This is a genomic window from Pleomorphomonas sp. PLEO (assembly GCF_041320595.1).
In the GTDB taxonomy this organism is placed as follows: Bacteria; Pseudomonadota; Alphaproteobacteria; order Rhizobiales; family Pleomorphomonadaceae; genus Pleomorphomonas.
In genome coordinates, this window is the sequence record NZ_CP166625.1 from 3,625,272 (window position 1) to 3,646,720 (window position 21,449).

21 protein-coding genes are annotated in these 21,449 nt (G+C 60.3%); 8 read left to right on the top strand and 13 right to left on the bottom strand.

Translation table 11 applies throughout. The features are described from left to right. Positions 1-12 precede the first annotated feature (12 nt). On the bottom strand, positions 13-825 hold the full coding sequence (ygiD, locus tag AB6N07_RS16895; RefSeq protein ID WP_370674232.1) for a 4,5-DOPA dioxygenase extradiol: 813 nt from the start codon (positions 823-825) through the stop codon (positions 13-15). A 212-nt stretch (positions 826-1,037) separates the two neighbouring features. Then, complete coding sequence (locus AB6N07_RS16900) at positions 1,038-1,475, bottom strand: SH3 domain-containing protein (protein ID WP_370674233.1); 438 nt, start codon at positions 1,473-1,475, stop codon at positions 1,038-1,040. Positions 1,476-1,678: 203 nt separating this feature from the next. Between AB6N07_RS16900 and AB6N07_RS16905 the strand changes: the two genes are divergently transcribed. Genes AB6N07_RS16905 through AB6N07_RS16920 form a run of 4 tightly spaced genes read left to right on the top strand, consistent with a single transcriptional unit; the run spans position 1,679 to position 3,468 of the window. Beyond that, positions 1,679-2,113: an EF-hand domain-containing protein gene (locus AB6N07_RS16905; RefSeq protein WP_370674234.1), complete on the top strand. Its 435-nt coding sequence runs from the start codon at positions 1,679-1,681 to the stop codon at positions 2,111-2,113. 26 nt (positions 2,114-2,139) lie between these two features. Next, on the top strand, positions 2,140-2,694 hold the full coding sequence (locus AB6N07_RS16910; RefSeq protein ID WP_370674235.1) for an RNA polymerase sigma factor: 555 nt from the start codon (positions 2,140-2,142) through the stop codon (positions 2,692-2,694). Beyond that, positions 2,681-3,088, top strand: a complete 408-nt coding sequence (locus AB6N07_RS16915) for a hypothetical protein (RefSeq protein ID WP_370674236.1) — start codon at positions 2,681-2,683, stop codon at positions 3,086-3,088. The genes AB6N07_RS16910 and AB6N07_RS16915 overlap by 14 nt, the downstream gene beginning before the upstream one ends. Further along, entirely contained in the window at positions 3,085-3,468 is a 384-nt protein-coding gene (locus AB6N07_RS16920) for a periplasmic heavy metal sensor (RefSeq protein ID WP_370674237.1), read from the top strand. The genes AB6N07_RS16915 and AB6N07_RS16920 overlap by 4 nt, the downstream gene beginning before the upstream one ends. 12 nt (positions 3,469-3,480) lie before the next feature. On the opposite strand, the gene AB6N07_RS16925 is transcribed toward AB6N07_RS16920, so the two are convergent. The 7 genes from AB6N07_RS16925 to rpoZ all read right to left on the bottom strand — a co-directional run bounded on the left by AB6N07_RS16925 (position 3,481) and on the right by rpoZ (position 10,721). Continuing rightward, positions 3,481-4,506: a LacI family DNA-binding transcriptional regulator gene (locus AB6N07_RS16925; protein ID WP_370674238.1), complete on the bottom strand. Its 1,026-nt coding sequence runs from the start codon at positions 4,504-4,506 to the stop codon at positions 3,481-3,483. 269 nt (positions 4,507-4,775) lie between these two features. After that, entirely contained in the window at positions 4,776-5,702 is a 927-nt protein-coding gene (gene era / locus AB6N07_RS16930) for a GTPase Era (RefSeq protein ID WP_370674239.1), read from the bottom strand. Positions 5,703-5,892: 190 nt separating this feature from the next. Continuing rightward, positions 5,893-6,588 carry a ribonuclease III gene (gene rnc, locus AB6N07_RS16935; protein WP_370674240.1) on the bottom strand — a complete coding sequence of 232 codons (696 nt, stop codon included), beginning with the start codon at positions 6,586-6,588 and terminating at the stop codon, positions 5,893-5,895. Positions 6,589-6,591: 3 nt separating this feature from the next. Beyond that, positions 6,592-7,347, bottom strand: a complete 756-nt coding sequence (gene lepB, locus AB6N07_RS16940) for a signal peptidase I (protein WP_370674241.1) — start codon at positions 7,345-7,347, stop codon at positions 6,592-6,594. Positions 7,348-7,491: 144 nt separating this feature from the next. Beyond that, the gene (gene acpS, locus AB6N07_RS16945) at positions 7,492-7,911 is read right to left on the bottom strand and encodes a holo-ACP synthase (RefSeq protein WP_370674242.1); all 420 of its coding nucleotides are present in this window, start codon (positions 7,909-7,911) and stop codon (positions 7,492-7,494) included. Between the two features lie 3 nt (positions 7,912-7,914). Then, entirely contained in the window at positions 7,915-10,125 is a 2,211-nt protein-coding gene (locus tag AB6N07_RS16950; protein WP_370674243.1) for a bifunctional (p)ppGpp synthetase/guanosine-3',5'-bis(diphosphate) 3'-pyrophosphohydrolase, read from the bottom strand. A gap of 212 nt (positions 10,126-10,337) precedes the next feature. Beyond that, positions 10,338-10,721, bottom strand: a complete 384-nt coding sequence (rpoZ, locus tag AB6N07_RS16955) for a DNA-directed RNA polymerase subunit omega (protein WP_370674244.1) — start codon at positions 10,719-10,721, stop codon at positions 10,338-10,340. A gap of 516 nt (positions 10,722-11,237) precedes the next feature. Here rpoZ and AB6N07_RS16960 point away from each other — a divergent pair. Next, positions 11,238-11,816: an NYN domain-containing protein gene (locus AB6N07_RS16960; protein WP_370674245.1), complete on the top strand. Its 579-nt coding sequence runs from the start codon at positions 11,238-11,240 to the stop codon at positions 11,814-11,816. Positions 11,817-12,222: 406 nt separating this feature from the next. Then, positions 12,223-12,903: a uracil-DNA glycosylase gene (locus AB6N07_RS16965; RefSeq protein WP_370674246.1), complete on the top strand. Its 681-nt coding sequence runs from the start codon at positions 12,223-12,225 to the stop codon at positions 12,901-12,903. Positions 12,904-12,930: 27 nt separating this feature from the next. On the opposite strand, the gene dnaE is transcribed toward AB6N07_RS16965, so the two are convergent. Further along, positions 12,931-16,383, bottom strand: coding sequence for a DNA polymerase III subunit alpha (gene dnaE, locus AB6N07_RS16970; RefSeq protein ID WP_370674247.1), 3,453 nt, complete (start codon positions 16,381-16,383; stop codon positions 12,931-12,933). A 135-nt stretch (positions 16,384-16,518) separates the two neighbouring features. After that, a complete protein-coding gene (locus AB6N07_RS16975; RefSeq protein ID WP_370674248.1) occupies positions 16,519-16,821 on the bottom strand; it encodes a hypothetical protein in 303 nt (100 codons plus the stop codon). Positions 16,822-17,000: 179 nt separating this feature from the next. On the opposite strand from AB6N07_RS16975, the gene xth reads away from it, so the two are divergent. Beyond that, the gene (xth, locus tag AB6N07_RS16980; protein ID WP_370674249.1) at positions 17,001-17,783 is read left to right on the top strand and encodes an exodeoxyribonuclease III; all 783 of its coding nucleotides are present in this window, start codon (positions 17,001-17,003) and stop codon (positions 17,781-17,783) included. A gap of 101 nt (positions 17,784-17,884) precedes the next feature. Here xth and AB6N07_RS16985 read toward each other — a convergent pair whose 3' ends face one another. Next, on the bottom strand, positions 17,885-18,775 hold the full coding sequence (locus tag AB6N07_RS16985; RefSeq protein WP_370674250.1) for a tetratricopeptide repeat protein: 891 nt from the start codon (positions 18,773-18,775) through the stop codon (positions 17,885-17,887). Between the two features lie 723 nt (positions 18,776-19,498). Here AB6N07_RS16985 and AB6N07_RS16990 point away from each other — a divergent pair. Continuing rightward, a complete protein-coding gene (locus AB6N07_RS16990; RefSeq protein ID WP_370674251.1) occupies positions 19,499-20,977 on the top strand; it encodes a YdiU family protein in 1,479 nt (492 codons plus the stop codon). A 26-nt stretch (positions 20,978-21,003) separates the two neighbouring features. On the opposite strand, the gene AB6N07_RS16995 is transcribed toward AB6N07_RS16990, so the two are convergent. After that, positions 21,004-21,375, bottom strand: coding sequence for an arsenate reductase (locus tag AB6N07_RS16995; RefSeq protein WP_370674252.1), 372 nt, complete (start codon positions 21,373-21,375; stop codon positions 21,004-21,006). Positions 21,376-21,449: the final 74 nt, after the last annotated feature.

Consider the following 21,449-nt stretch of genomic DNA (forward strand, 5'->3'; position numbering starts at 1 on the left):
CGGGCTGCTGCGTCAAGCCAGCATGAAAGAGCGCATGGAGATCGAGCCGAGATCGATGCCCTCGTTGAAGAAGCTGAGTTCATCGGCCTTGTCGGCGACGGCCAACGGGTAAAGAGCCGGAAAGAAATGCTCGAACGTCGGATGCGATAGTTGTGCGATGCGACCAAGCTTTGGCGCATCGACGACCGACTTGTAGTCGCCCTTCTCGATCGCCTCGGCCATTCGCGCGTCGAATTCTTCAGCCCAGTCGTAAGCCGGTCCGCCACCCCAGGCAACCGCGCGAAGGTTATGGACGAGATTGCCCGAACCGATGATCATCACGCCCCGCTCGCGCAGGGCTTTTAGTTCCTCGGCCAGCGCAAAATGCTCTTCAGGCGACCGACTGAGGTCGACCGACAGCTGAAACACGGGGATATCGGCTTTCGGGAACATATGGATCAGCACAGACCAAGCGCCGTGGTCGAGGCCCCAACGCTCATCGGGCTCGATATGATGGTTTTTCACGAGATCGATGGTCGCCTCGGCATAGCCGGGTGCGCCCGGTGCCGGATAGCGCTGGGCGAACAGCTCATCCGGAAAGCCGCCGAAATCGTGAATGGTAACGGGATGATCCCTGACGTGAACCAGCGTGACGCCGCGTGTCATCCAATGAGCCGAAACGACGAGGATTGCCTTGGGTACAGGCAGGCGAGCGCCGAGTTCACGCCACCCGCGACTGTAGGGCGTATCCTCGATGGCATTCATCGGGCTGCCGTGACCGACGAACAGCGCCGGCATGCGCGGTGTCGTTGGAAGATCGGCGAAGTGGCGACCGAGATCGGCCATGATCGAACTATCCTTTCGGAGGACTTTTACCGGATCATGTTGCCATGACCGGCCGCCTCGTCTTCGGCCACATCTGATACGGCCGTACTCGACCTGAATCTAGAAGCCCTCCCAGCGTGACACAAGCCAAGGACTCGCAACCATATTGTTCATTATGGATAAACAGTATTAGGCGGAGGGCACTGCCCTACCGCCTTCTTGTCGCCAATGGCTCAATCCGCACCCCAACGATCCCAGCGTCGGTCCATTCTCCGGTGGACACGGTAATCGATCCGCGCGTCGCGACGGGCCTCCATACGCGGCGTCAATCCGGGACCGACGCCGTAATAGGGCTGACCGGCATAATAGGCATTGTGGTAGACAACCGGGTCATAGACCACCACCGGATAGGCAGCCACCGGCCCGAGATAGGCGGCGGCCAGCCACCCCCGATAGCCAGCCCAGCCTATGTCGCACCAGCTCGGGCCGGCGGTGCAACCATAGACGCTGACCACCTGCCGTGCTGGAATGGTCGCTATGGCCGGATAGCCCGTGGCCGGTCCAGTCCGCAGGTTGAGGGCGGCCGACGTAACCGAGGTTTGGGCGTCGGCAGCTGTGGCGAACAGAACGCAGGCGATGCCGGCGGCGATAGGCATTAGCGCGCGATGCATGGGGCATTGTCTCCATTGCTCAAGATGTCCGAACGAACTGGAATGCCAGACTTCGGAGATGCCGCTGTTACGTTGCCCTTGCAGGGTGACTGACGCTGCTCAGATCTATTTTTCTTCGGTGGCGCAGATTTCTTTGCAGGCAACGTCAGCCGCAGCACGCGCCGACGTAACAGGACCGACGCCAACCAAGCGGAGTGTTGACTATGGTTCCACTGATCAGACTTCTCGTCGCCAGCGGGCTCGCAGCCTTTTCGGTGCCAGCCCTCGCTGGCGATCGCCTCGCCGATATTGCCTTTTCGCGCCTCGACGCCAACGGCGATGGCAAGCTTGATGCGGCTGAGCTGCGTCAGGCCCGCGCCCAGCGGTTCGAGCGGCTAGATATCAACCATGACGGCTTCATCACGGCAGCCGAACAGGCCGAGGCGGGTAACCGGATGTTCCGCAAGACTGAAGCTATGGAGGGCGCGATGGCGATCAGATTCGAAGCCCTCGACACCGACGGCAACGGCAAACTGACACGGGACGAGTTCATGAGTGCTCCGGGCGCCGGTGCGGCCCGGGTGGACAAGGACGGCGACGGCCTGGTTTCCAAAGAGGAGTTCCAAGCTGGAATAGAGGCGGCGCGCGCCATGCGCTGATGGCGCAATAGCCTGGAGGGAAAGGCTTGGAGCAGTCCGACGCCGAACTGGTACGGGCCGTGGCGGCCGGAGACGAGCGGGCCTTCCGCTGCGTCATCGATCGCCATGGCCCGAAACTGAGGTCGATCGCCGGCCAGTTCCTTGATGCCGGCGAAGCCGATGACGCTGTGCAGGAAGCCTTGATCCGGCTTTGGCGACACGCCGGTCGTTTCGATCCCGAGAAGGCGGCCCTGTCCACTTGGCTTTATCGCATCGTCGTCAACCGCTGCATTGATATCCGTCGACAGCGGTTTCGATGGCCATGGAGCCCTATCGACGATGCAGAAGACCTACCGTCGGCCGATATCGGAGCCGAGCGGACCATCGCCGGTGTCGAGACGCTCAGATACGTCTCCGCCGTCATCGCCGCCCTGCCGCCGCGCCAGAGAATGGCTTTGATGCTGGCTACGGTGGGCGAGCGCTCGGCCGAGGATATAGCCGAACTCCTCGGTATATCGCGTGCCGCGGCGGAACAGTTGATTGCCCGTGCTCGGCGCAGCATCAGAGTCGCAATGAAGGAACCGACCGATGGATCGGATTGAATTCGAGAACAAACTGCTGGTCCGGGGTGGAGATCTCACCCGCTGGCCGATCGCGGAGGCCGAAGCGGCCAGGCGCCTGCTCGCCATCGACGCGGAGAGCCGCGCGCTCCTCGATGATGTGATCGCGGCTGACACCGCGGTCCACGCGGCGACCACGGCCACGCTCGACACGGCCCTGGTCGGACGGGTCATGTCAGCAACTCGAGTACCTCATGCCGGGCGAAGGCTGTGGGGTGGTTGGCAGCCGCTTATTCCAGCCGGCGCCTTGGCCGTCCTGCTGGTTGCTTCTGTCGGTTTCAAGGCCGGTTACGACAATGGTTTTGGGCGTGCCGAGGACCTTGACCTTGCTGCCATCATCACTGGTGACGACTACAGCCAAGGAAAGCTGCCATGACCACTCGCCGTCTTCTGTTGTTGGTCAGCGGACTGCTCTGTCTGTCGCTGCTCGGCAATGTCTACGCTGTAAGCCGCCTCGCCGGCGATCGAGTCGGACGGACCATCTTCGCCGAACTTTCAACACGGCAGTTCGAACCGGAGTTTGGCCGTCTGGTGCGCAAAGAGCTCATCGGCCACGCCGGGGAACTGAGAAACGCAGTCGCAAAGCTGCGTGCAGCACGTGGGCGCATGTTCGATCTAGCCGCCGCGAACCCACCCGATCCGGAAGCCTTGGCAAAGGCAACGGCCGACGTGCGCGAGGCTGTCGCAGCGGCACAGACGATTTTTCATGACAGCATCGTCGAGGCCGCCCGTCAGTCCAATCAGCCCACCCCGTGACCCGGCAAAGTGCTAAACCAACTGCCGGCAGGACTGGCGAACGACCAGCGGACAGGGCACCAATACCTGTGGCACAACCACTCCCTCGGTTTCGCCATTGATCCTGCTGAGAATGTCGACGGCAGTGCGGCCGATCTCGAAATATGGCAGCGCCACCGAGGTCAGCATCGGCTTCAGCGTCCGGGTGATGACGGTCATGTCGTCAAATCCCATCACCGAGACGTCTTCGGGAACCGACAAGCCGAGCATGGCCGCCGCGGCGTAAACCTGCACCGCGATCTGATCGTTGCCGCAGATAATGGCGGTCGGACGGCCGGCACGCCGCAGAAGGTTGAGCGCCGCATCATAGGCGACAAGATCCTCCCCACCGTCCGGCCGGGTGAAAAATCCAGGAATCTCCAGCGAGGGATCGTAGACGAGACCGCCTTCGGCAAAGGCGGTGCGGTAACCGGCCCCCCGCAGAACAGTGGCGCGCAAGACTGGGCTGAGCGACACAATACCAATGCGTCGATGGCCAAGTTCGATCAGATGGCGGGCCTGCGTGTATCCGCCCCCTTCATCGTCGGGGACGACACAGGAATGGCTACGCCGCGCGGAATAGCAGTTGGCAAGGACGATGCCGCGCTCGAAATCGGGCGCGCCAACGTCTACGGGGCGATGATACATGGTGGCGTAAACCACGCCCGCGACCTTGTGAGCCCGGAACACCTGCCAGTATTCCCGCTCCTGCGCCGGATCGCCGTCCGTGTTGGCAATCAGCATGGTGCGTGACTGCTCTCTCAACCCCGATTGCGTCCCGCGAATGATGTCCACCGAATATGGCGTGGTGGCAACGGCGTCCGTCATCAGACCGACCACGGACGAATGGGACATGCGCATCATGCGGGCTGCGTGGTCCGGCACGTAATGCATACGGCTGATAATCGCGGCGACGGCCTCGCGCGTTTGCCTGTTGACGGCAGGATCGTCGTTGACGACGCGCGACACCGTCTTGGGCGAAACACCCGCCTCGCGGGCAACGTCCTTGAGCGTAACCAACCAGACCTCCTCCAGCCTCAGCCGACATCGCTGTCAGTTGTAAGAAGAAATCAGGTTGTGACACCGATGTCAACTAAGTACCAAACAAAGACCTCAGGCTGTTTATACCTAGAACTCCGGGATATGCCCTGATTTACTGTCCGTACGGACAGCTCCAGGGCAGCTTTGGCCCCGCTAAAGACAAGCACAAGACAGGAGGCAAACGTGACAGACGGCAGGGAGGTGAGTGCGTGAGCGAGGGCCCGACCAGCGCGCCCTGCTCTCCGCCGTCAGTGCCTGGGGAAATTCAGCCCCATCTCGCGATAGCGCTCGGGATCATCGGCCCAGTTCTCACGCACCTTGACGTAGATGAACAGGTGGACCGGCCGTTCCAGGATATCCGTCAGCTCTTTGCGGGCGGCCATCGAGATGGCCTTTACGGTCTCACCGCCCTTGCCGAGTACAATCTTCTTCTGGCTTTCGCGTTCGACGAAGATGGTCTGTTCGATGCGCGCGGAACCGTCCTTCTGGTCCTTCCACTGATCGGTCTCAACGGTCGAGGAATAGGGCAGCTCGTCGTGGAGGCGCAGGAACACCTTCTCGCGGGTTATCTCGGCAGCCAGCATGCGCATTGGCAGGTCGGAGAGCTGGTCCTCCGGATAGAGCCACGGCCCTTCCGGCACATGCGACGCCAGATGCGCAAGAAGGTCGGCGGTACCGGAACCGTTCAGGGCCGAAACCATGAAGGTAGCTTCAAAGCCAACGCGAGCATTGAGGTCGGCGGCAAGCGCCAGAAGGCTGTCACGCTTCACCGTGTCGATCTTGTTGAGGATCAGCACCTTGGGATGCCGGAGCTCACCGAGCTTATCGACGACCTGCGTTACCTCCTCCACCAAACCGCGTTTGGCGTCGACCAGCAGACAGATCACGTCGGCGTCGGCAGCCCCGGACCAGGCGGTGTCCACCATCGCCCGGTCGAGCCGGCGCTTGGGTGCGAAAATGCCTGGCGTGTCGACAAAGACCACCTGCGACGAACCGTGCATGGCAATGCCGCGCATGATGGCGCGCGTCGTCTGCACCTTGTGGCTGACGATCGACACCTTGGCCCCGACCAGACAGTTGAGCAGCGTCGATTTGCCGGCGTTGGGAACGCCGATCAGCGCAACGAAGCCGGCGCGGGTGGGCATGTCAGCGGATATGGCGGATTCGTCGGTCATCGCGTCTCTCTCCGGAGGCGGAAGGGTGGCCAAGATTATGTCATTCCTTTCGAACTGGATAGCGGATCTACGGCGGGTTGTGCCGCTTAAGTAGAGAATAGGTAGAGGTCGAAGCGCACGCCCTTCCCCAAATCTCTGGACGGGGTTGTGGCGGGATATTTCGAGATGGCGTCGCAGGCTGTTGTTTCACTCACCCTGCCCGCGTGACCAGCGCCTCAGCGGCGGCGGCTTGTTCGGCGTCGCGCTTCGACTTGCCCTGCCCTTCACCGGCGGACTCACCGTCGATGGTAACGATGACGCGGAACGTCGGGGCGTGATCGGGCCCGGAACGCTCGACGATCGTATAGTTGGGAAGCCCTTGCCCGCGCCCCTGCGCCCACTCTTGCAGCAGCGTCTTGGAATCGCGCAGGGAGCCCGAGAGGCTTTCCATGCGAGGTTTCCAGTTGCGCAAGACAAAATCCTTTGCCGCGTCGAAGCCACCATCGAGGTAGATCGCCGCGATAACTGCTTCGGCTACGTCGCCAAGGATCGCCTCCTTGCGGCGACCACCCGACTGACGCTCGCCAGCGCCGAGCCTTAACACCGAGCCAAGATCGAGATCTGTCGCCACCTCGGCACATGTCTCGCGGCGAACCAACTGATTGAGGCGTCGGGCGAGGTCGCCCTCCTCTTCCCTCGGATAGGTGGTGAACAGCATTTCTGCCACCACCAGCGCCAGCACGCGGTCACCCAGGAACTCGTGGCGCTGATAGCTCTCATGCGCCACTTGATCGCCTGGTACGGCGCTACGGTGGGTGAGCGCGCGTAAAAGACCGGCGCGATCCTGGAAACGATACTGGAGGCGCCCTTCGAGCGCCTCCAGGATTTGTGCCTGATGATTATTCATAGATCAGTTCAGCATCGAAAGCATGCGGTCGACGCGGACCGTCCACGGCCACGTCCAGAACATCCAGGGCTTGGCACTTTCGTCGATGGAGAAGAAAATGACCTGCGCCTTGCCAACCAGATGATCGAACGGCACGTAGCCCACCCCGGAGCCGTCGATGCGACTGTCAGCGGAGTTGTCGCGGTTGTCGCCCATCATGAAATAATGGCCCGGCGGCACTTCGAATTCGCGGGTATCGTCACCGGCTGTCGTACCCATGTCGAGCGTGTCATAGGAGACTCCGTTCGGCAGCGTTTCGCGCCAGACCTGCGCCTTGATGTCATTACCGAAAGGCCCCTTTTCGGCGAATTCCCCGGTGTGTTCGCGCTTGACCGGCTGGTCGTTGATATAGAGCACGCCACCCTTCATCTGAACCTTGTCGCCAGGCAGACCGATGACGCGCTTGATATAGTCGGTCGAATGGTCGGCTGGCAGCTTGAAGACGACGATGTCGCCGGCCTTGGGCGCGCTCGCCCAGATGCGACCTTCAAAAGGCGCGAGGCCGAAGGGGAAGGAATACTTGCTGTAGCCGTAGGAGTATTTCGAAACGAACAGGTAGTCGCCAATGAGCAGCGTGTGCATCATCGAGCCTGACGGGATCGAAAAAGGCTGGAACAGAAAGGTGCGCACAACGAGCGCGAGAAGTAATGCTTCGACGATCACTTTGATCGTCTCCCAGATGCCGTCCTTGGATTCCGCGCTCTGTTTGGTCGCCGACATGTGGCCGCCCTTCAATCGGAGTCTGATCCCGAACCCCTGTCGGCCAAAGCGACCGATCCGCGGCAGCTCGGACCTTGGCGCCTTTTATCGGAGCGGCACCGGAGACGCAACGAAAAGCCGAAAAGCAAGCCGAATTGTGGCGGATCAAGCACCACTTCCCGGCCAGTCCGCTGGCCAAGCGGAGATTACGACGAAGGCCTGCGCCAGAGGATAGTCGTCGGTGATGGTGACATCGATGCGCGGAACAAGCCCTTTTGGGGTCAATGCGGCAAGGCGCGCCGCCGCCGAGCCCTGGAGACGCATGGTCGGCTGTCCTGTCACTAGGTTGACGACCCCCATCTCGCGCCAGTTGACCCCCATACGGATGCCTGTACCTAGCGCTTTGGAGCAGGCCTCCTTGGCCGCGAACCGCTTGGCATAGGACGCTGCGCGATTGGCCCGGCGATCGGACCTCTCGCGTTCGACATCGGTGAATACCCGCCGGACGAAACGCTCGCCAAAGCGTTCCAGCGTCTTCTCGACGCGGCGAATATCGATAAGGTCGGAGCCGATACCTATGATCATGGCTTACCCGTTGACGCGTTCGACCTTGCTGACATTCGTCAGCACGCGCAGCTCGTTGAGGATCTGCGTCAGATGCTTGATGTCCCAAACTTCAAGGTCGACGACGATCTCGTGGAAATCGGGCGTGCGTCGCGCCATTCCGATGTTGTCGATGTTGCCGTCGCCGTCGGAGATCGCCTTGGCAATGCGAGCGAGCGAGCCGGGCTCGTTGAACGACTGAATGGAGATGCGGGCCGGAAAGCGGATCGGATCCTCGCTATCAATGTCCCAGCGCACATCTAACCAACGATCGGGCTTGTCCTCGAAGGCGATCAGCGCCGGCGACTGGATCGGATAGATGGTGATGCCGATGTCCGGCTCGACGATACCGACGATGCGATCGCCGGGCACAGCGCCGCCATCGGGTGCAAAGCGCACCGGCAGATCAGCCGCGACGGTACGAATCGGCAGTCCATGGGCGCGGATCGAATCGGAATCGCCATGAAACTTGATGCCCGCTTGGGCGGCAAACGAGAACCAGCCACCTTCCTGCCGTTGCGCTGACGTCTGCCTAGCCGCCCGCTCCTCGCGATAATCGGGGAAGCAGGCCTTGAGCACATCGGCCGATGGAACCTCCGCACGCCCGACAGCGGCGAGCAGATCCGGCACAGTCGGCTGCGACAAGCGGGGCAGCGCCTGCTCGAGCAACGCATCGGTAAGCTCACGACCTTCGCGCGAAAACACGCTTTCGAGGACCTGACGGCCGAGTGAGGCAAACTGCTTGCGTGTCGCCTCGCGTGTGGCGCGGCGGATGGCGGCGCGCGCCTTGCCCGTGACGGCAATGGTCTCCCAAGTCGGTGGCGGCACCTGAGCCTTGGAGCGGATGATCTCCACCTCGTCGCCGTTTTTCAGTTCGGTTACCAGCGGAGTGATGCGGCCGTTGATCTTGCAGCCGACGCACGTGTTGCCGATGTTGGTGTGAACGGCGTAGGCGAAGTCGATCGGGGTCGCGCCGCGTGGCAGGGCAATCAGCAGCCCCTTGGGCGTGAAGCAAAACACCTGATCCTGGAAAAGCTCGAGCTTGGTGTTTTCCAGGAACTCCTCGGGGCTCGCCCCCTCAGACAGCGCTTCGACGGTCTGACGCAGCCAAGCATAGGCAGCCGTATCGTCGGCGAGCTGCGGCAGGTGGCCACTCTCGCTGATCTTGTCCTTGTAGAGGGCGTGCGCGGCGATGCCGTACTCGTTGACCTGCTGCATCCCATGTGTACGGAACTGCAGCTCGACACGCTGGCGATGAGGCCCGACCACGGTGGTATGCAGCGATTTGTAGCCGTTCGGCTTGGGTGTCGAGATATAGTCCTTGAAGCGGCCCGGCACCGTTCGCCAGAGCTGATGGACGACACCGAGCGCTCGATAGCAGGTATCGACATCATCCACGAGCACACGGAACCCATAGATGTCGCTGAGCTGTTCGAAGCCGAGCTGCTTGTCGATCATTTTGCGGAAGATCGAATAGGGTTGTTTGCGCCGCCCCTTGACGGTGGCGACGATGCCGCGCGACTCCAGGTTTTCCCGAAGTTCTTTTTCAATATCGGCGATGAGGTCCTTCTGCAGCGCCTCCATTTCATCAAGGCGCGCCTTGATGGCACTGAAAGCGTCGGGGTGCAGCGTCTTGAAGGCGATGTCCTCAAGTTCATCGCGCATATCCTGCATGCCCATTCGACCGGCGAGCGGCGCATAGATCTCCATCGTCTCCTCGGCGATGCGGCCGCGCTTGCTTTCAGGTGCAAAGTGCAGGGTCCGCATGTTGTGAAGACGATCGGCAAGTTTTACGAGGAGAACACGCAAGTCCTCTGCGATGGCCAGCAGCAGCTTTCGGAGATTCTCCGCCTGCGCGGTACGCTTCGACACGAGATCCAATTTCTGGAGCTTGGTGAGCCCCTCGACCAACTGGCCGATTTCGACGCCAAACAGCTGGTCTATCTCCTGCCGCGTGGCGTCAGTGTCTTCGATCGTGTCGTGCAGAAGAGCTATGACAATGGTCGCATCGTCCACCTTGAGATCGGTGAGAATGGCCGCGACCTCTAGGGGATGCGAAAAATAGGGATCACCCGAGTCACGCTTCTGCGTGCCATGCTTCTGCATAGCGTAAACATAGGCGCGGTTAAGCAGCCCCTCGTCGCAATTGGGGTTGTAACGCTGCACCCTTTCGACGAGTTCGTACTGCCGCATCATCGGGGACGGTTATTCCTCTCCTTGCCGAGCACCCCGAATCCGCATCGGGTCGGCATCGAAAATCAAGCTATAGCAACACCAATTCGGAGAGTAGTTCATTCATGGCCGCACCGACGGAAAAGCGAGATGAGCCTTTTCAATCCGTTTCCGACGCATGAAAACGGGCGAACCGAAACCGGTCCGCCCGTCAAAGCATCAGCCATGATCGGCAATCAGATCTCTTCGACCTTCTCGGGCGGGACCATGCTCTCAAGGCCGCGCAGCAGATCCTCTTCGGACATCTGATCGAAGACGATCTCATCGTCGTCGCCGCTATCGCTGGGGCCGCCCAGTAGGCCGGCCACCGGCTCCTGCTCGGGCTCGTCCACCTCAACGTATTTCTGCAGCGAGTGGATCAGATCTTCCTTGAGGTCCTGAGGAGAAATCGACGATTCCGCCACTTCTCGCAGCGAAACGACTGGATTCTTGTCGTTATCGCGATCAACCGTCAGGGGCGAACCGGACGAGATCATGCGGGCACGATGGCTGGCCAGCAGCACCAGTTCGAAGCGGTTGTCCACCTTGTCGATGCAGTCCTCGACTGTGACGCGTGCCATAGTCCAACTCCAGCTTCAGAAACAAATTTCGCCTGCACGAACGGCATCCCGTCCGGCAAGCGCTCAGAGAGTGCGAATTTCGCTTCCAGCAGTTTCGTCTCAAATAGCGAAACAAACCTGCCGAATTCGTATTGAAGATATGCGGAGGGCCGCCGAAAAGCAAGCGGCGATGCAAGCGAACATCCACTTCCAGCCAGTGCGAGGATCATTTCACGCGAGCATCAAAAAGCGGTGACCGCTCCATGGTTGGTGCTAATTCGTTTGTCCATTGCATGCGTCGTTTGTCGAATTGGTACCCTTTTCTGCTATTTTCCGTGGGAATCCATCAGAATAAAGCGTTTTAACTTGGTTGTGCCGCCGAAACTTGATAACAGGCGGGCTAATGTGCGAAATGTTGACGGGCAAAACGAAGCGCGTTGATATCGTCTGATGAAATTTTCTTAGAGCGCGTGAACAAAAGCTCATATAAACGAAGCATTGTTAACGACCGCCGGTTGCGAGGTAAGCAAAGAACTAATGTTTGACGAACGCGAAAAAATAGCCCTCTTCATCGATGGTGCAAATCTTTACGCGACTGCCAAGGCCCTTGGATTTGATATTGATTATCGTAGGTTGCTAAAGGAATTCAGTGCCAAGGGATACCTTTTAAGAGCGCTGTATTATACTGCACTTGCTGAGGATCAGGAATACTCCTCCATCCGCCCATTAATCGACTGGCTCGATTATAATGGCTATAAAGTTGTGACCAAGCCGACCAAGGAATTTTTTGATTCCACCGGCCGGCGTAAGGTCAAGGGATCGATGGATATCGAGCTGGCAGTCGATGCCATGGAGCTATCCGAACACGTCGACCATATCGTTCTATTTTCGGGCGACGGCGATTTCCGTTCGCTGGTGGAGGCCATCCAGCGCAAAGGCCGCAAGGTTTCGGTCGTTTCTACATTGCAGACGCAGCCGGCGATGGTGGCCGACGAGTTGCGTCGCCAAGCCGATCACTTCATCGACCTGGCCAATCTTTCAACGCGCATCGGCCGCGACGCAGGCGAACGGCCGGCCCGTCCTACCGAACGGTCGGGAGCAACCGACGAGGAGTGAAGCGTAAGCGCCGATTCACACGGTTGTTCCATGCTCGAACCTGCCGATGTCTTTCTCGGAGGTCTCAAGCAAGGCGCGTAGCGCGAGCTGACTGAGCATGAGCGCCGGAAGCAACACCGGGCGCTGCCGGGTTATGGGGACGCCATCAGCTGACGCGCGTTCGGCTTCCAAGTGTTGCAAATATACTTCCCGGACGGCTACATATTCGAGCCGCGCTGTAGCTAGCTGACTTCATTTCAGCAAGAGATATCCGTATTGGCCCGGCTCGTAGTTGTCAGCCAAGTGGAAGATTGTCGATGCAGCAACGTTCGATTGGCGCCCAGCTAGAATACGCGCTTCCTCAAGCTACTGCCGAAATGGAGCCGCGCCTTCGCCGCCTTTGCGAACCATGAAGTCTGAGACCGGTATGCCGAAGCCTAGGATATTTGCCGAATACGAGGGACAGCCGGTCGAACCCGACCCGAACTGTGGTTTGTGCCCGCGCCTTGTCTCCTTCCGAAACGACCAGCGTCTTGCGCATCCCGATTGGTTCAACGCACCGGTTCCGACCTTCGGGGACTCCAACGCGCGCCTCCTGATCGCGGGGCTCGCCCCTGGTCTCCGCGGTGCCAATCGTACGGGAAGGCCGTTTACCGGCGATTATGCCGGCGATCTTCTCTACGAGACCATGCTCGACTTTGGCTTTGCGAGTGGGGTCTATCGGGCAGACCCCAACGACGGTTTCAAACTCGTCGACGCCGCCATCAGCAACGCGGTGCGTTGTGTGCCACCAGAGAACAAGCCGACAACCGACGAGATCAACACCTGTCGGCGCTTCTTTGCTGCGACAATGGCAGGCTTCTCGCGGCTTTCCGCCATCTTGGCCCTAGGCAAGATCGCCCACGACCAGCTGCTGAAGACGCTTGGGGTACCACTTGCCCGTCACAAATTTGCCCATGGCGCCGTACACACGCTCGACTGTCTGCCCGGCGTTCGCCTTTACGACAGCTACCACTGCTCGCGATACAACACGAACACCGGCGTGCTGACAACCGAGATGTTTCGCTCGGTCTTCGCCGCCGTACGCCGGGATCTCGACGGTCGCTGAGCGCTCGTGTCAGGCGGCTAGCCGCCCTCAGGCCAACTCGACATCGACTACGCCATCGACCGCCCGGAGCGCACCGGCTAGCTGTGGTGATACCCGATAGCCGCCCGGCAATTTCACCTCCACCTCGCCCCGCCCGCGATCGCCGAGCACGATCAGTGACACATCCCCCTCCCCGCCCGGCCTCAGCACATCACGGAGCGCGGCAAGCGGCTCAACGCCGCGCAGGAAGATCCGAAGAGCGTTTTGTAATTTGCCTGCCGCCTGATCGAGAGGCTCCACGGAATCGATGCGCACCGAGATGCCTTCCGGCTTGTCCTCGGCATTGACGAGCAGGATAACTGACTGTCCGGGTTCGAGAAGGCTTCGGAAATGAGCAAGTCCCTCCGAGAAGATCACGGCTTCATACTGTCCGGTGGGATCTGAAATGCCGATGATGCCCATTTTGTTGCCGGTGCGAGTCTTGCGCTCCTGCTTGGCGACGATGGTGCCGGCAAGACGACCGGCCGCGGCCCCTCTCTTCACCGAGGCTGAGAACTGAGCCCATGTCTGCACCCTGAGGCGGCCAAGAAGCGCCTCGTAGGCGTCGAGAGGATGGGCGGACAGATAGAACCCGATTGCCGTGTGCTCGCGCTGCAGCTTTTCTTCCGGTAGCCAGTTAGGGACAGATGGAAGGCGAACGGGTTCCGGTTCGCCACCGCCACCGAACAGCTCGTTTTGGCCAGTCTCTTGCTGTTCTAGCCGATGGGCGGCAGCGGCCATCACGCCCTCGAGCCCTTGAAACATCTTGTTCCTGTTAGCTTCCAGACAATCGAAGGCACCAGCCGCGGTCAGCGCTTCGAGAATGCGCTTGTTCATCGCCTTCGGATTGATGCGGCTGGCGAAATCAGAGACTGATCGGAACGGCTTGTTGCCCCGCTGCTCGACGATATGTTCGACGGCCGCCTGGCCGACGCCTTTGACGGCGGCAAGCGCATAGAGAATGTGCTTGCCATCCACCTCGAACACCACATCGGATCGGTTGACCGAGGGCGGTTCGACAGTGATACCCAGGCGGATCGCCTCGCGCCGGAAGTCGTTGAGCTTATCGGTATTAGTCAATTCGAGCGTCATGGACGCCGCCATGAACTCAACAGGGTGGTTGGCCTTGAGATAGGCGGTCTGGTAGGCGACCAGCGCGTAGGCAGCGGCGTGGCTCTTGTTGAAGCCGTAGTCGGCGAACTTGGCCAGGAGGTCGAAAATGGTATCGGCGAGCGCCTTGTCGATGCCGCGTTCGACAGCGCCATCGACGAAGCGGACTCGCTGCTTGTCCATCTCCGCCTTGATCTTCTTGCCCATGGCGCGGCGCAACAGGTCGGCTTCGCCGAGCGAATAGCCTGACAGGATCTGGGCGATCTGCATCACCTGCTCCTGATAGACGATGATGCCGTAAGTCTCCTTCAGCACCGGCTCGATAGAGGAGTGCATATAGTCAGGCTTCTCGAGGCCGAACTTTCGGGCGCCGTAGACGGGAATGTTGGCCATGGGACCAGGCCGATAAAGCGCGACGAGCGCGATGATATCCTCAAAGCGGTCCGGCTTGATGTCCGAGATGGCCTTGCGCATGCCCATGCTTTCCAGCTGGAACACGCCGACCGTCTCGCCATGGGTCAGCAACTCGTAGGTCTTGGGATCATCGAGCGGCAACGCCGACAGGTCGATCTTCACCCCCTTGCGCTCGATGAGGTCGACGGCGCGCCTCAGCACCGTCAGCGTTTTGAGGCCGAGGAAATCGAACTTGATAAGGCCGGTGCTTTCTACCCACTTCATGTTGTACTGGGTGACCGGCATGTCCGAACGCGGGTCTCGATAGAGAGGCACCAGTTGATCGAGCGGTCGGTCGCCGATCACGATACCGGCGGCGTGCGTCGAAGCGTGGCGGTAAAGGCCTTCGAGCTTGATCGAGATGTCGATCAGGCGGTCCACGACCGGGTCTTCGCGTGCCTCCTTCAGCCGAGGCTCATCTTCCAGCGCCTGCCCGAGCGTCACCGGATGAGCGGGGTTCTGAGGTACCAGTTTGCAGAGCTTGTCGACCTGCCCATAGGACATCTGCAGCACGCGGCCAACGTCGCGTAATACGGCACGCGCCTGAAGCGACCCGAAGGTAATGATCTGCGCCACCTGGGTGCGGCCATACTTGCCCTGGACGTAGCGGATCACCTCTTCGCGGCGGTCCTGGCAGAAGTCGATGTCGAAGTCCGGCATCGACACGCGCTCGGGGTTGAGGAAGCGTTCGAACAGCAGGGCGAACCGCAAGGGATCGAGATCGGTGATGGTGAGCGAGAAAGCCACCAGCGAGCCTGCGCCCGAACCGCGGCCTGGCCCGACAGGAATGCCGTGCGCCTTGGCCCATTTGATGAAGTCGGCCACGATCAGGAAGTAGCCGGGAAACTTCATGCCGGTGATGATGCCCAGCTCGAATTCCAAGCGCTTATGATAGTCCTCAAGCGTTAGTCCGGGGGCAAGACCATGGCTCTCGATACGACGAGCGAGTCCCTCCCAGGCCTGACGAGCAAGTTCGGCCGCCTCGGCCGCCTCGGCCGCCGCGACGTCGTCAACGTCGGCTCCGGCAAAGCGCGGCAACAGCGGTTTGCGCTTTGGCGCCCTGACGGTACAGCGTCGGGCGATCTCAATGGTGTTTTCCAGCGCTTCCGGCACATCCGCGAACAGCGTCTGCATTTCGGCGCGCGACTTGAAATAATGCTCCTCGGTCAGACGGCGGCGATCGTCCTCGGCGACCATGCGCCCTTCGGAAATGGCGATCAGCGCATCGTGGGCTTCGTAGTCGGCGCGCGTCGGAAAATAACACTCGTTGGTGGCGACAAGCGGCAAGCCGCGCGCATAGGCGAGCTCAACGAGATGTGGCTCGACCATCACCTCCTCGGGCGTGCCGTGCCGCTGCAGTTCGACGTAGAGGCGGTCGCCAAATAACTGTTCAAGCAGCGCAAGGCGGCTTTCGGCCTGTGGCATCAGCCCCGCGGCGATTGCCTTGTCGACCGGACCGCTAGGACCGCCCGTCAGTGCGATGATTCCACCGGTCAGCCCTTCGAAACGGCCGATCGGCAAATTGGCGGCAGCGCCGGGTTCCGATTCCAGGAAGGAGCGCGACATCAGCACCGTGAGGTTGGCGAAACCTTCCGCCGTTGCTGCCAGGAGCACGATGGACGGCAGCGCCTGCGGCAGTCCGCCCGGTCGGCGGCGGTCGGTGCTATCATCCCCGAAATCGACGGCCATTTGGCAGCCGATGATCGGCTGCAATCCCTTCTCGATGGCCTTCTCGGAAAATTCGAGGGCGCAGAAAAGATTGCCAGTGTCGGTAATCGCCAGTGCCGGCTGGTTGTCAGCCAAGGCAAGCTTCAGCGCCTTGACGAGGGGAAGCGCCCCTTCAAGAAGCGAATAGGCGCTGTGAACGCGCAGGTGAATAAAGCCAACGTCGCCGATCATCGCCATGTTCCGATTGGAAGCCGATCCACCACATCGGATCGGCGAAGACAGGCTACCCCATCCAGCCAAGCGATCGGAGTGTTTTCGTGGAAAGGCTTGCGACTTGTGGAAAACTCACCCCGTCCATCCCCAAGCTCAAACCAATATGTCAGCCGAACTCAATATCAGCACCAGCATGGTGCCGAACAGGACCAGGGCGCCAAGGGCCGCTACATCGCGGACGATAGCTGCCGAGGCAATCGCCGAGGCGAGGCGCTCGCGCGGCGATAGCGTGAAATCGCGCACCGTAGGCATCGATTCACGCGAAAATCCGGGCAAAACCTGAGCAGAGCCCGACAATGATCTTTTTTTGTTCTGGGTCGGTGGCGCCTGATTGTAGCGAATACCGACCACACACTCGATTTCCCTGATGGAAAACTTGGCATTTATGACAGGCATCCTCGCCTCCGTGTTCCCTGTTATTCCCTATAATGTTCCGCCTTTGTTCTGTTGTCAAGCATGCCCTTAACCTAGATCAAAATACGATAGTTCTTGTAACGTTCACGTGCGTATGAGAAGGATTCGCGCGTATGGAAATAGGGAATCGTTAGGTCGAAATAGCCGCCGGAGGAGCTTGCATGCGCATCGCCACCTGGAACATCAACGGTGTCCGCGCCCGGATTGAGACGGCATCGGCCTGGCTGGAAAAAAGCCGTCCCGATATTGTTTGCCTTCAGGAGATCAAGTGCGTTGACGAGGCCTTCCCGACCGAACCGTTCGAGCGCCTTGGCTATAATGTAGCTCTGAACGGCCAGAAGGGCTTCAACGGCGTAGCCATTCTATCCCTGCTACCACTCGAAGAGGTTCGGCGTGGTTTACCGGGAGACGACGAGGACATTCAATCGCGCTACATTGAGGCGGTAGTGTCCGTGCCGAGCGGCAGTTTGCGCGTTGCCTCCATTTATCTTCCCAACGGCAATCCGCCGGACAGCGACAAATACCCCTACAAGCTCGCCTGGATGGAGCGCCTCAAGCGGTATGCCGCTGGCCTTCTCAGGCTTGAGGAAGCTACCCTGCTTTGCGGGGACTACAATATCATTCCCGAGCCGCGCGACTGTCATGACCCCGCGGTCTGGGCTGGTGATGCGCTATTCCTGCCGCGGAGCCGGGCCGCCTACCGGTCGATCGTTAATCTAGGCTGGACGGATGCTTTGCGCTCCGTCGATGACCGGCCGGGGCGCTACACCTTCTGGGACTATCAAGCGGGCGCGCGGCAGAGGAATTGGGGAATCCGGATCGACCATGTCCTGGCATCTCCCCAAGCGGCAGATCGAGTCGCCGGAGTCGAAATCGAGGACGACGTCCGCGATTGGGAAAAGCCATCCGACCATGTGCCGGTGGTGGTCGAGATCAGGGTATAGCGCCAGCTCTGCCGATCTGTTTCTCGGAGACGACGGCCCGGTGGATGGCACTTGCCGGATGACTGACGGCATAGGCCGCCGAGCATCTCGACCGTTTGCGTTCAGCGGGTCGCTGAGGCTTCGACGGCACGTTCCGACGTGGCATAGGCCTGGGTGAAGGCGGCGTCGTTGTCCACGAGCCATTGATCGGCCAAGGCGATGGCCTTGCGACGCTCGTCCTCGCTGGCGAGCGAGAAGGCATCTTCATGAGCCGCGCGGATTTCCGCATCGTCATGATGCATGACTTCGGCGCGCTTCAGAGCGATGGTCAGCCACATCAGGCCATGAACCGGATTGGGCTCGATCTGGTCGCCCTTGACCAGCATCTCGCCGAGTTTGGCCTGAGCGTCAATCTGTCCTTTGCGGGCTGCAAGCAGGTACCAGCGGGCGGCTTGCCGAGGATCCTGATCCACGCCGACCCCGTCAAGGTACATGTTGCCAAGCTTCAGCTGGGCCAATGCATCGCCAAAATAGGAGGCGGCATAGGTGAATATTTCGCGGGCGCGGTTGACGTTGGGTACAACCGCCGAATCCGCGATGCCCGTAAGATAGTAAGAGCCAACCTCAACGAAAGCGCTGGAAATGAACGGCGCGTCCGGAGACGACGGCGAATCCTCACCGTGGGCCGAGATCAGCTGACTGAAGAAATCGAACGCCTTCATGTCGTCTTCGGCCACGCCGTCGCCTTTGGCGTACATGCGGCCGAGCTTCCACTGGGCCGCCGGATGGCCGCTCTGCGCGGCAGCGAGCAGCCCGGTGACCGCTTCGCGCTTGTCGCCCGAATAATAGGCTCGGGTGGCTTCGCGGAGCGTTGACATGGTTGCGGCATCGCAACACGCATCCTGCCTGGCGGCGGACTGCGGATCGAAGGCCATGGCCTGTGAGCCGAACATCACCCCCAACGACAGGGCGACGGAGACCTTGCAGACGTTTCTGACACAGACACCCGACATGTTCACTCTCGGCGTTCCGCCCCGCCCGCTTTCAGGTTATCGGTGCCTAGAGCACCGCGCCCATCCCGCGAACCTCCATGGGAACATGTGGTTCATGGCAGCAGCCACGTACACGCTTTCCCACGCTTGTTTTACGGGGATAAAGTCAGGTTCGTTTATGGCTGAATAGGGGCAATTTATGCCTAATGATTTCTGCTTCCGCGAGTTTGACTGAGCTGTTGCGGAATCGTCACAGCCTACAGAGGTCCGAAATAGATTTTCGACTGCGGAATCTTCCCAACGGCAGAGCGCAGATGACGCAGAGGCCCTTCCCACCCAGTCGCCAAGCTGGTTTTAGCCAACCACGATTCTCTCGGCGCCCTCCGGAATGGGCCAAAACGCCTTCGCGCCAGCAGGCTCCTGATTCCATTTGCGTGAGACGGAATGATCTAGATTTCGTCGCGCTTATCATAAACATCAATCATTTATGGTACATTCTTCTATCTAAATGATAGAAATTGGACGGCTAACGTTCACATATTTGATTAAGACTCTCGTATAAATATTTGTTTTAATATAATTTTCCGCACGATAATTGCTCTACCTCCATTTACCTTGATGGCTAAGCCCTTGCGGGGCCTTATCCAGAACTCTACGTAGTAGAAACGCGAACCGGCCAATCGTCCGGTGACCGCCCCTGCGTGCCGAGACCGTCGTGGACGGCCGGGATTTGAGGAGCCGCTCGTGCCTCTCTCCATCGCTTTCGACAACAGTTATGCTCGCTTGCCCGCCCGTTTTTACGAGCGTGTGCGTCCCGAGGTAGCACCGTCGCCGGGGCTGTTGGTCCTCAACACGACTCTGGCCCAGGAACTAGGCCTCGACGCCGAGGCCCTCGCCTCGCCCGAGGGTGTGGCAGCACTGTCGGGCGCGGCGATACCGGCTGGCGCCGACCCGATTGCCCTTGCCTATGCCGGCCATCAGTTCGGTCATTTCGTGCCGGCGCTCGGTGATGGTCGCGCGGTGCTGCTCGGTGAGGTGATCGCCGGTGACGGCCGCCGACTGGACCTGCAATTGAAAGGCTCCGGCCGTACGGTCTTCTCACGGCGCGGCGACGGCAAAGCAGCGGTGGGACCGGTGTTGCGCGAGTATCTCGTCAGCGAGGCTATGGCGGCTTTTGGGATTCCGACGACGCGGTCGCTATCAGCCGTAGCAACCGGCGAAACGGTTCTCCGTGAACGACCGCTGCCGGGTGCCGTACTGGCCCGCGTCGCTGCGAGCCACGTCCGTGTCGGCACCTTCCAATATTTCGCCCATCGCTCCGATGAGGATGGTATCCGCCGCCTTGCTGATTACGTGATCGAACGGCTTTATCCCGATATCGCGGGCACCGACACCCCTTACGCGGCATTGTTCGAAAGCGTCGTACAACGGCAGGCGCGACTCGTCGCACTCTGGCTATCGGTCGGCTTCGTCCATGGCGTGATGAATACCGACAACATGGCGATCTCCGGAGAAACCATCGATTACGGTCCATGCGCCTTCCTGGACGCCTATGACCCCAGTATGGTGCTGAGTTCCATCGACCGCCAGGGCCGTTACGCCTATGGCCGGCAGCCGCAGATCGCTCAGTGGAACCTCGCTCGCTTCGGCGAATGTCTGCTGCCGCTCCTCTCCGATGATCGCGACAAGGCGGTCGAGCTGGTCGTGCAGCGACTGAGCGGCTTTGCCGGTCATTTCGAAGCCACCTATTTCGGGCGTTTCCTCGAAAAGATCGGCATTGCCGACGAGCGGCCGGGCGACCGTGACCTAGTAACCGGTCTGCTGTCCGTCATGCAGATGGGAGGAGCCGACTTTACCCTTACCTTCCGCCGTCTAGCCGGCCTTGTCGATCCGAATGCGGATACCGAAGCTTTCCTGTCGCTTTTCGGGGGAAGCTCCGGGGTCGAGCCTTGGCTGAAGACATGGCAAGAGCGGCTCGCGGCGGGCAGCCGTTCCCCCGCCGACGTCGCGGTGGCGATGCGCGCGGTCAATCCCGCCATCATTCCGCGCAACCATCAGATTGAAAAAGCACTCGACGCCATCGTCGATGGGAGCGACGGCTCAACTTATATCCGCCTGTTGCAGGCGGTGGCGCGCCCCTTCGAAGATCGGGCGGAAGATGTAGACCTCACCCTGCCGCCGCGCCCGGAAGAACGCGTGGCGGCAACCTTCTGCGGGACTTGACGAAGCTCAGCGCCCCGTGCGCCGATTCAGGGCGCGGGATTGGATGGGTCGAAGCTTGCGGTAAAGGATTCGTCTGAAAAGCCGATGATCAGCTTGCCACCGTCCGCCTCAATGATCGGGCGGCGGATCATGCTCGGCTTCTCGATCATCAGGGCAATGGCGCGCTCGTTGTCCAGGCTTGCCTTGGTGGTCTCGGGCAGGCCGCGAAAAGTCAGGCCACTCTTGTTGACCACGTGTTCCCAACCGCCAGCTCGCGATACCCAGTTTCCGAGCTTGTCGCTGGAAATGCCCGATTTCTTGTAATCGTGAAATGCGTAGGCGATGTCGTGTTCGTCGAGCCAGGCGATGGCTTTTTTCATGGTGTCGCAGTTCTTGATTCCATAAACGGTAACGGGCATCGCTCTACCTCGTGGTTGCGGCCGGTTCGCTCTCCAGAAGCCGGTCTCGGGGGCAGTCCCATACGTCAAGACAC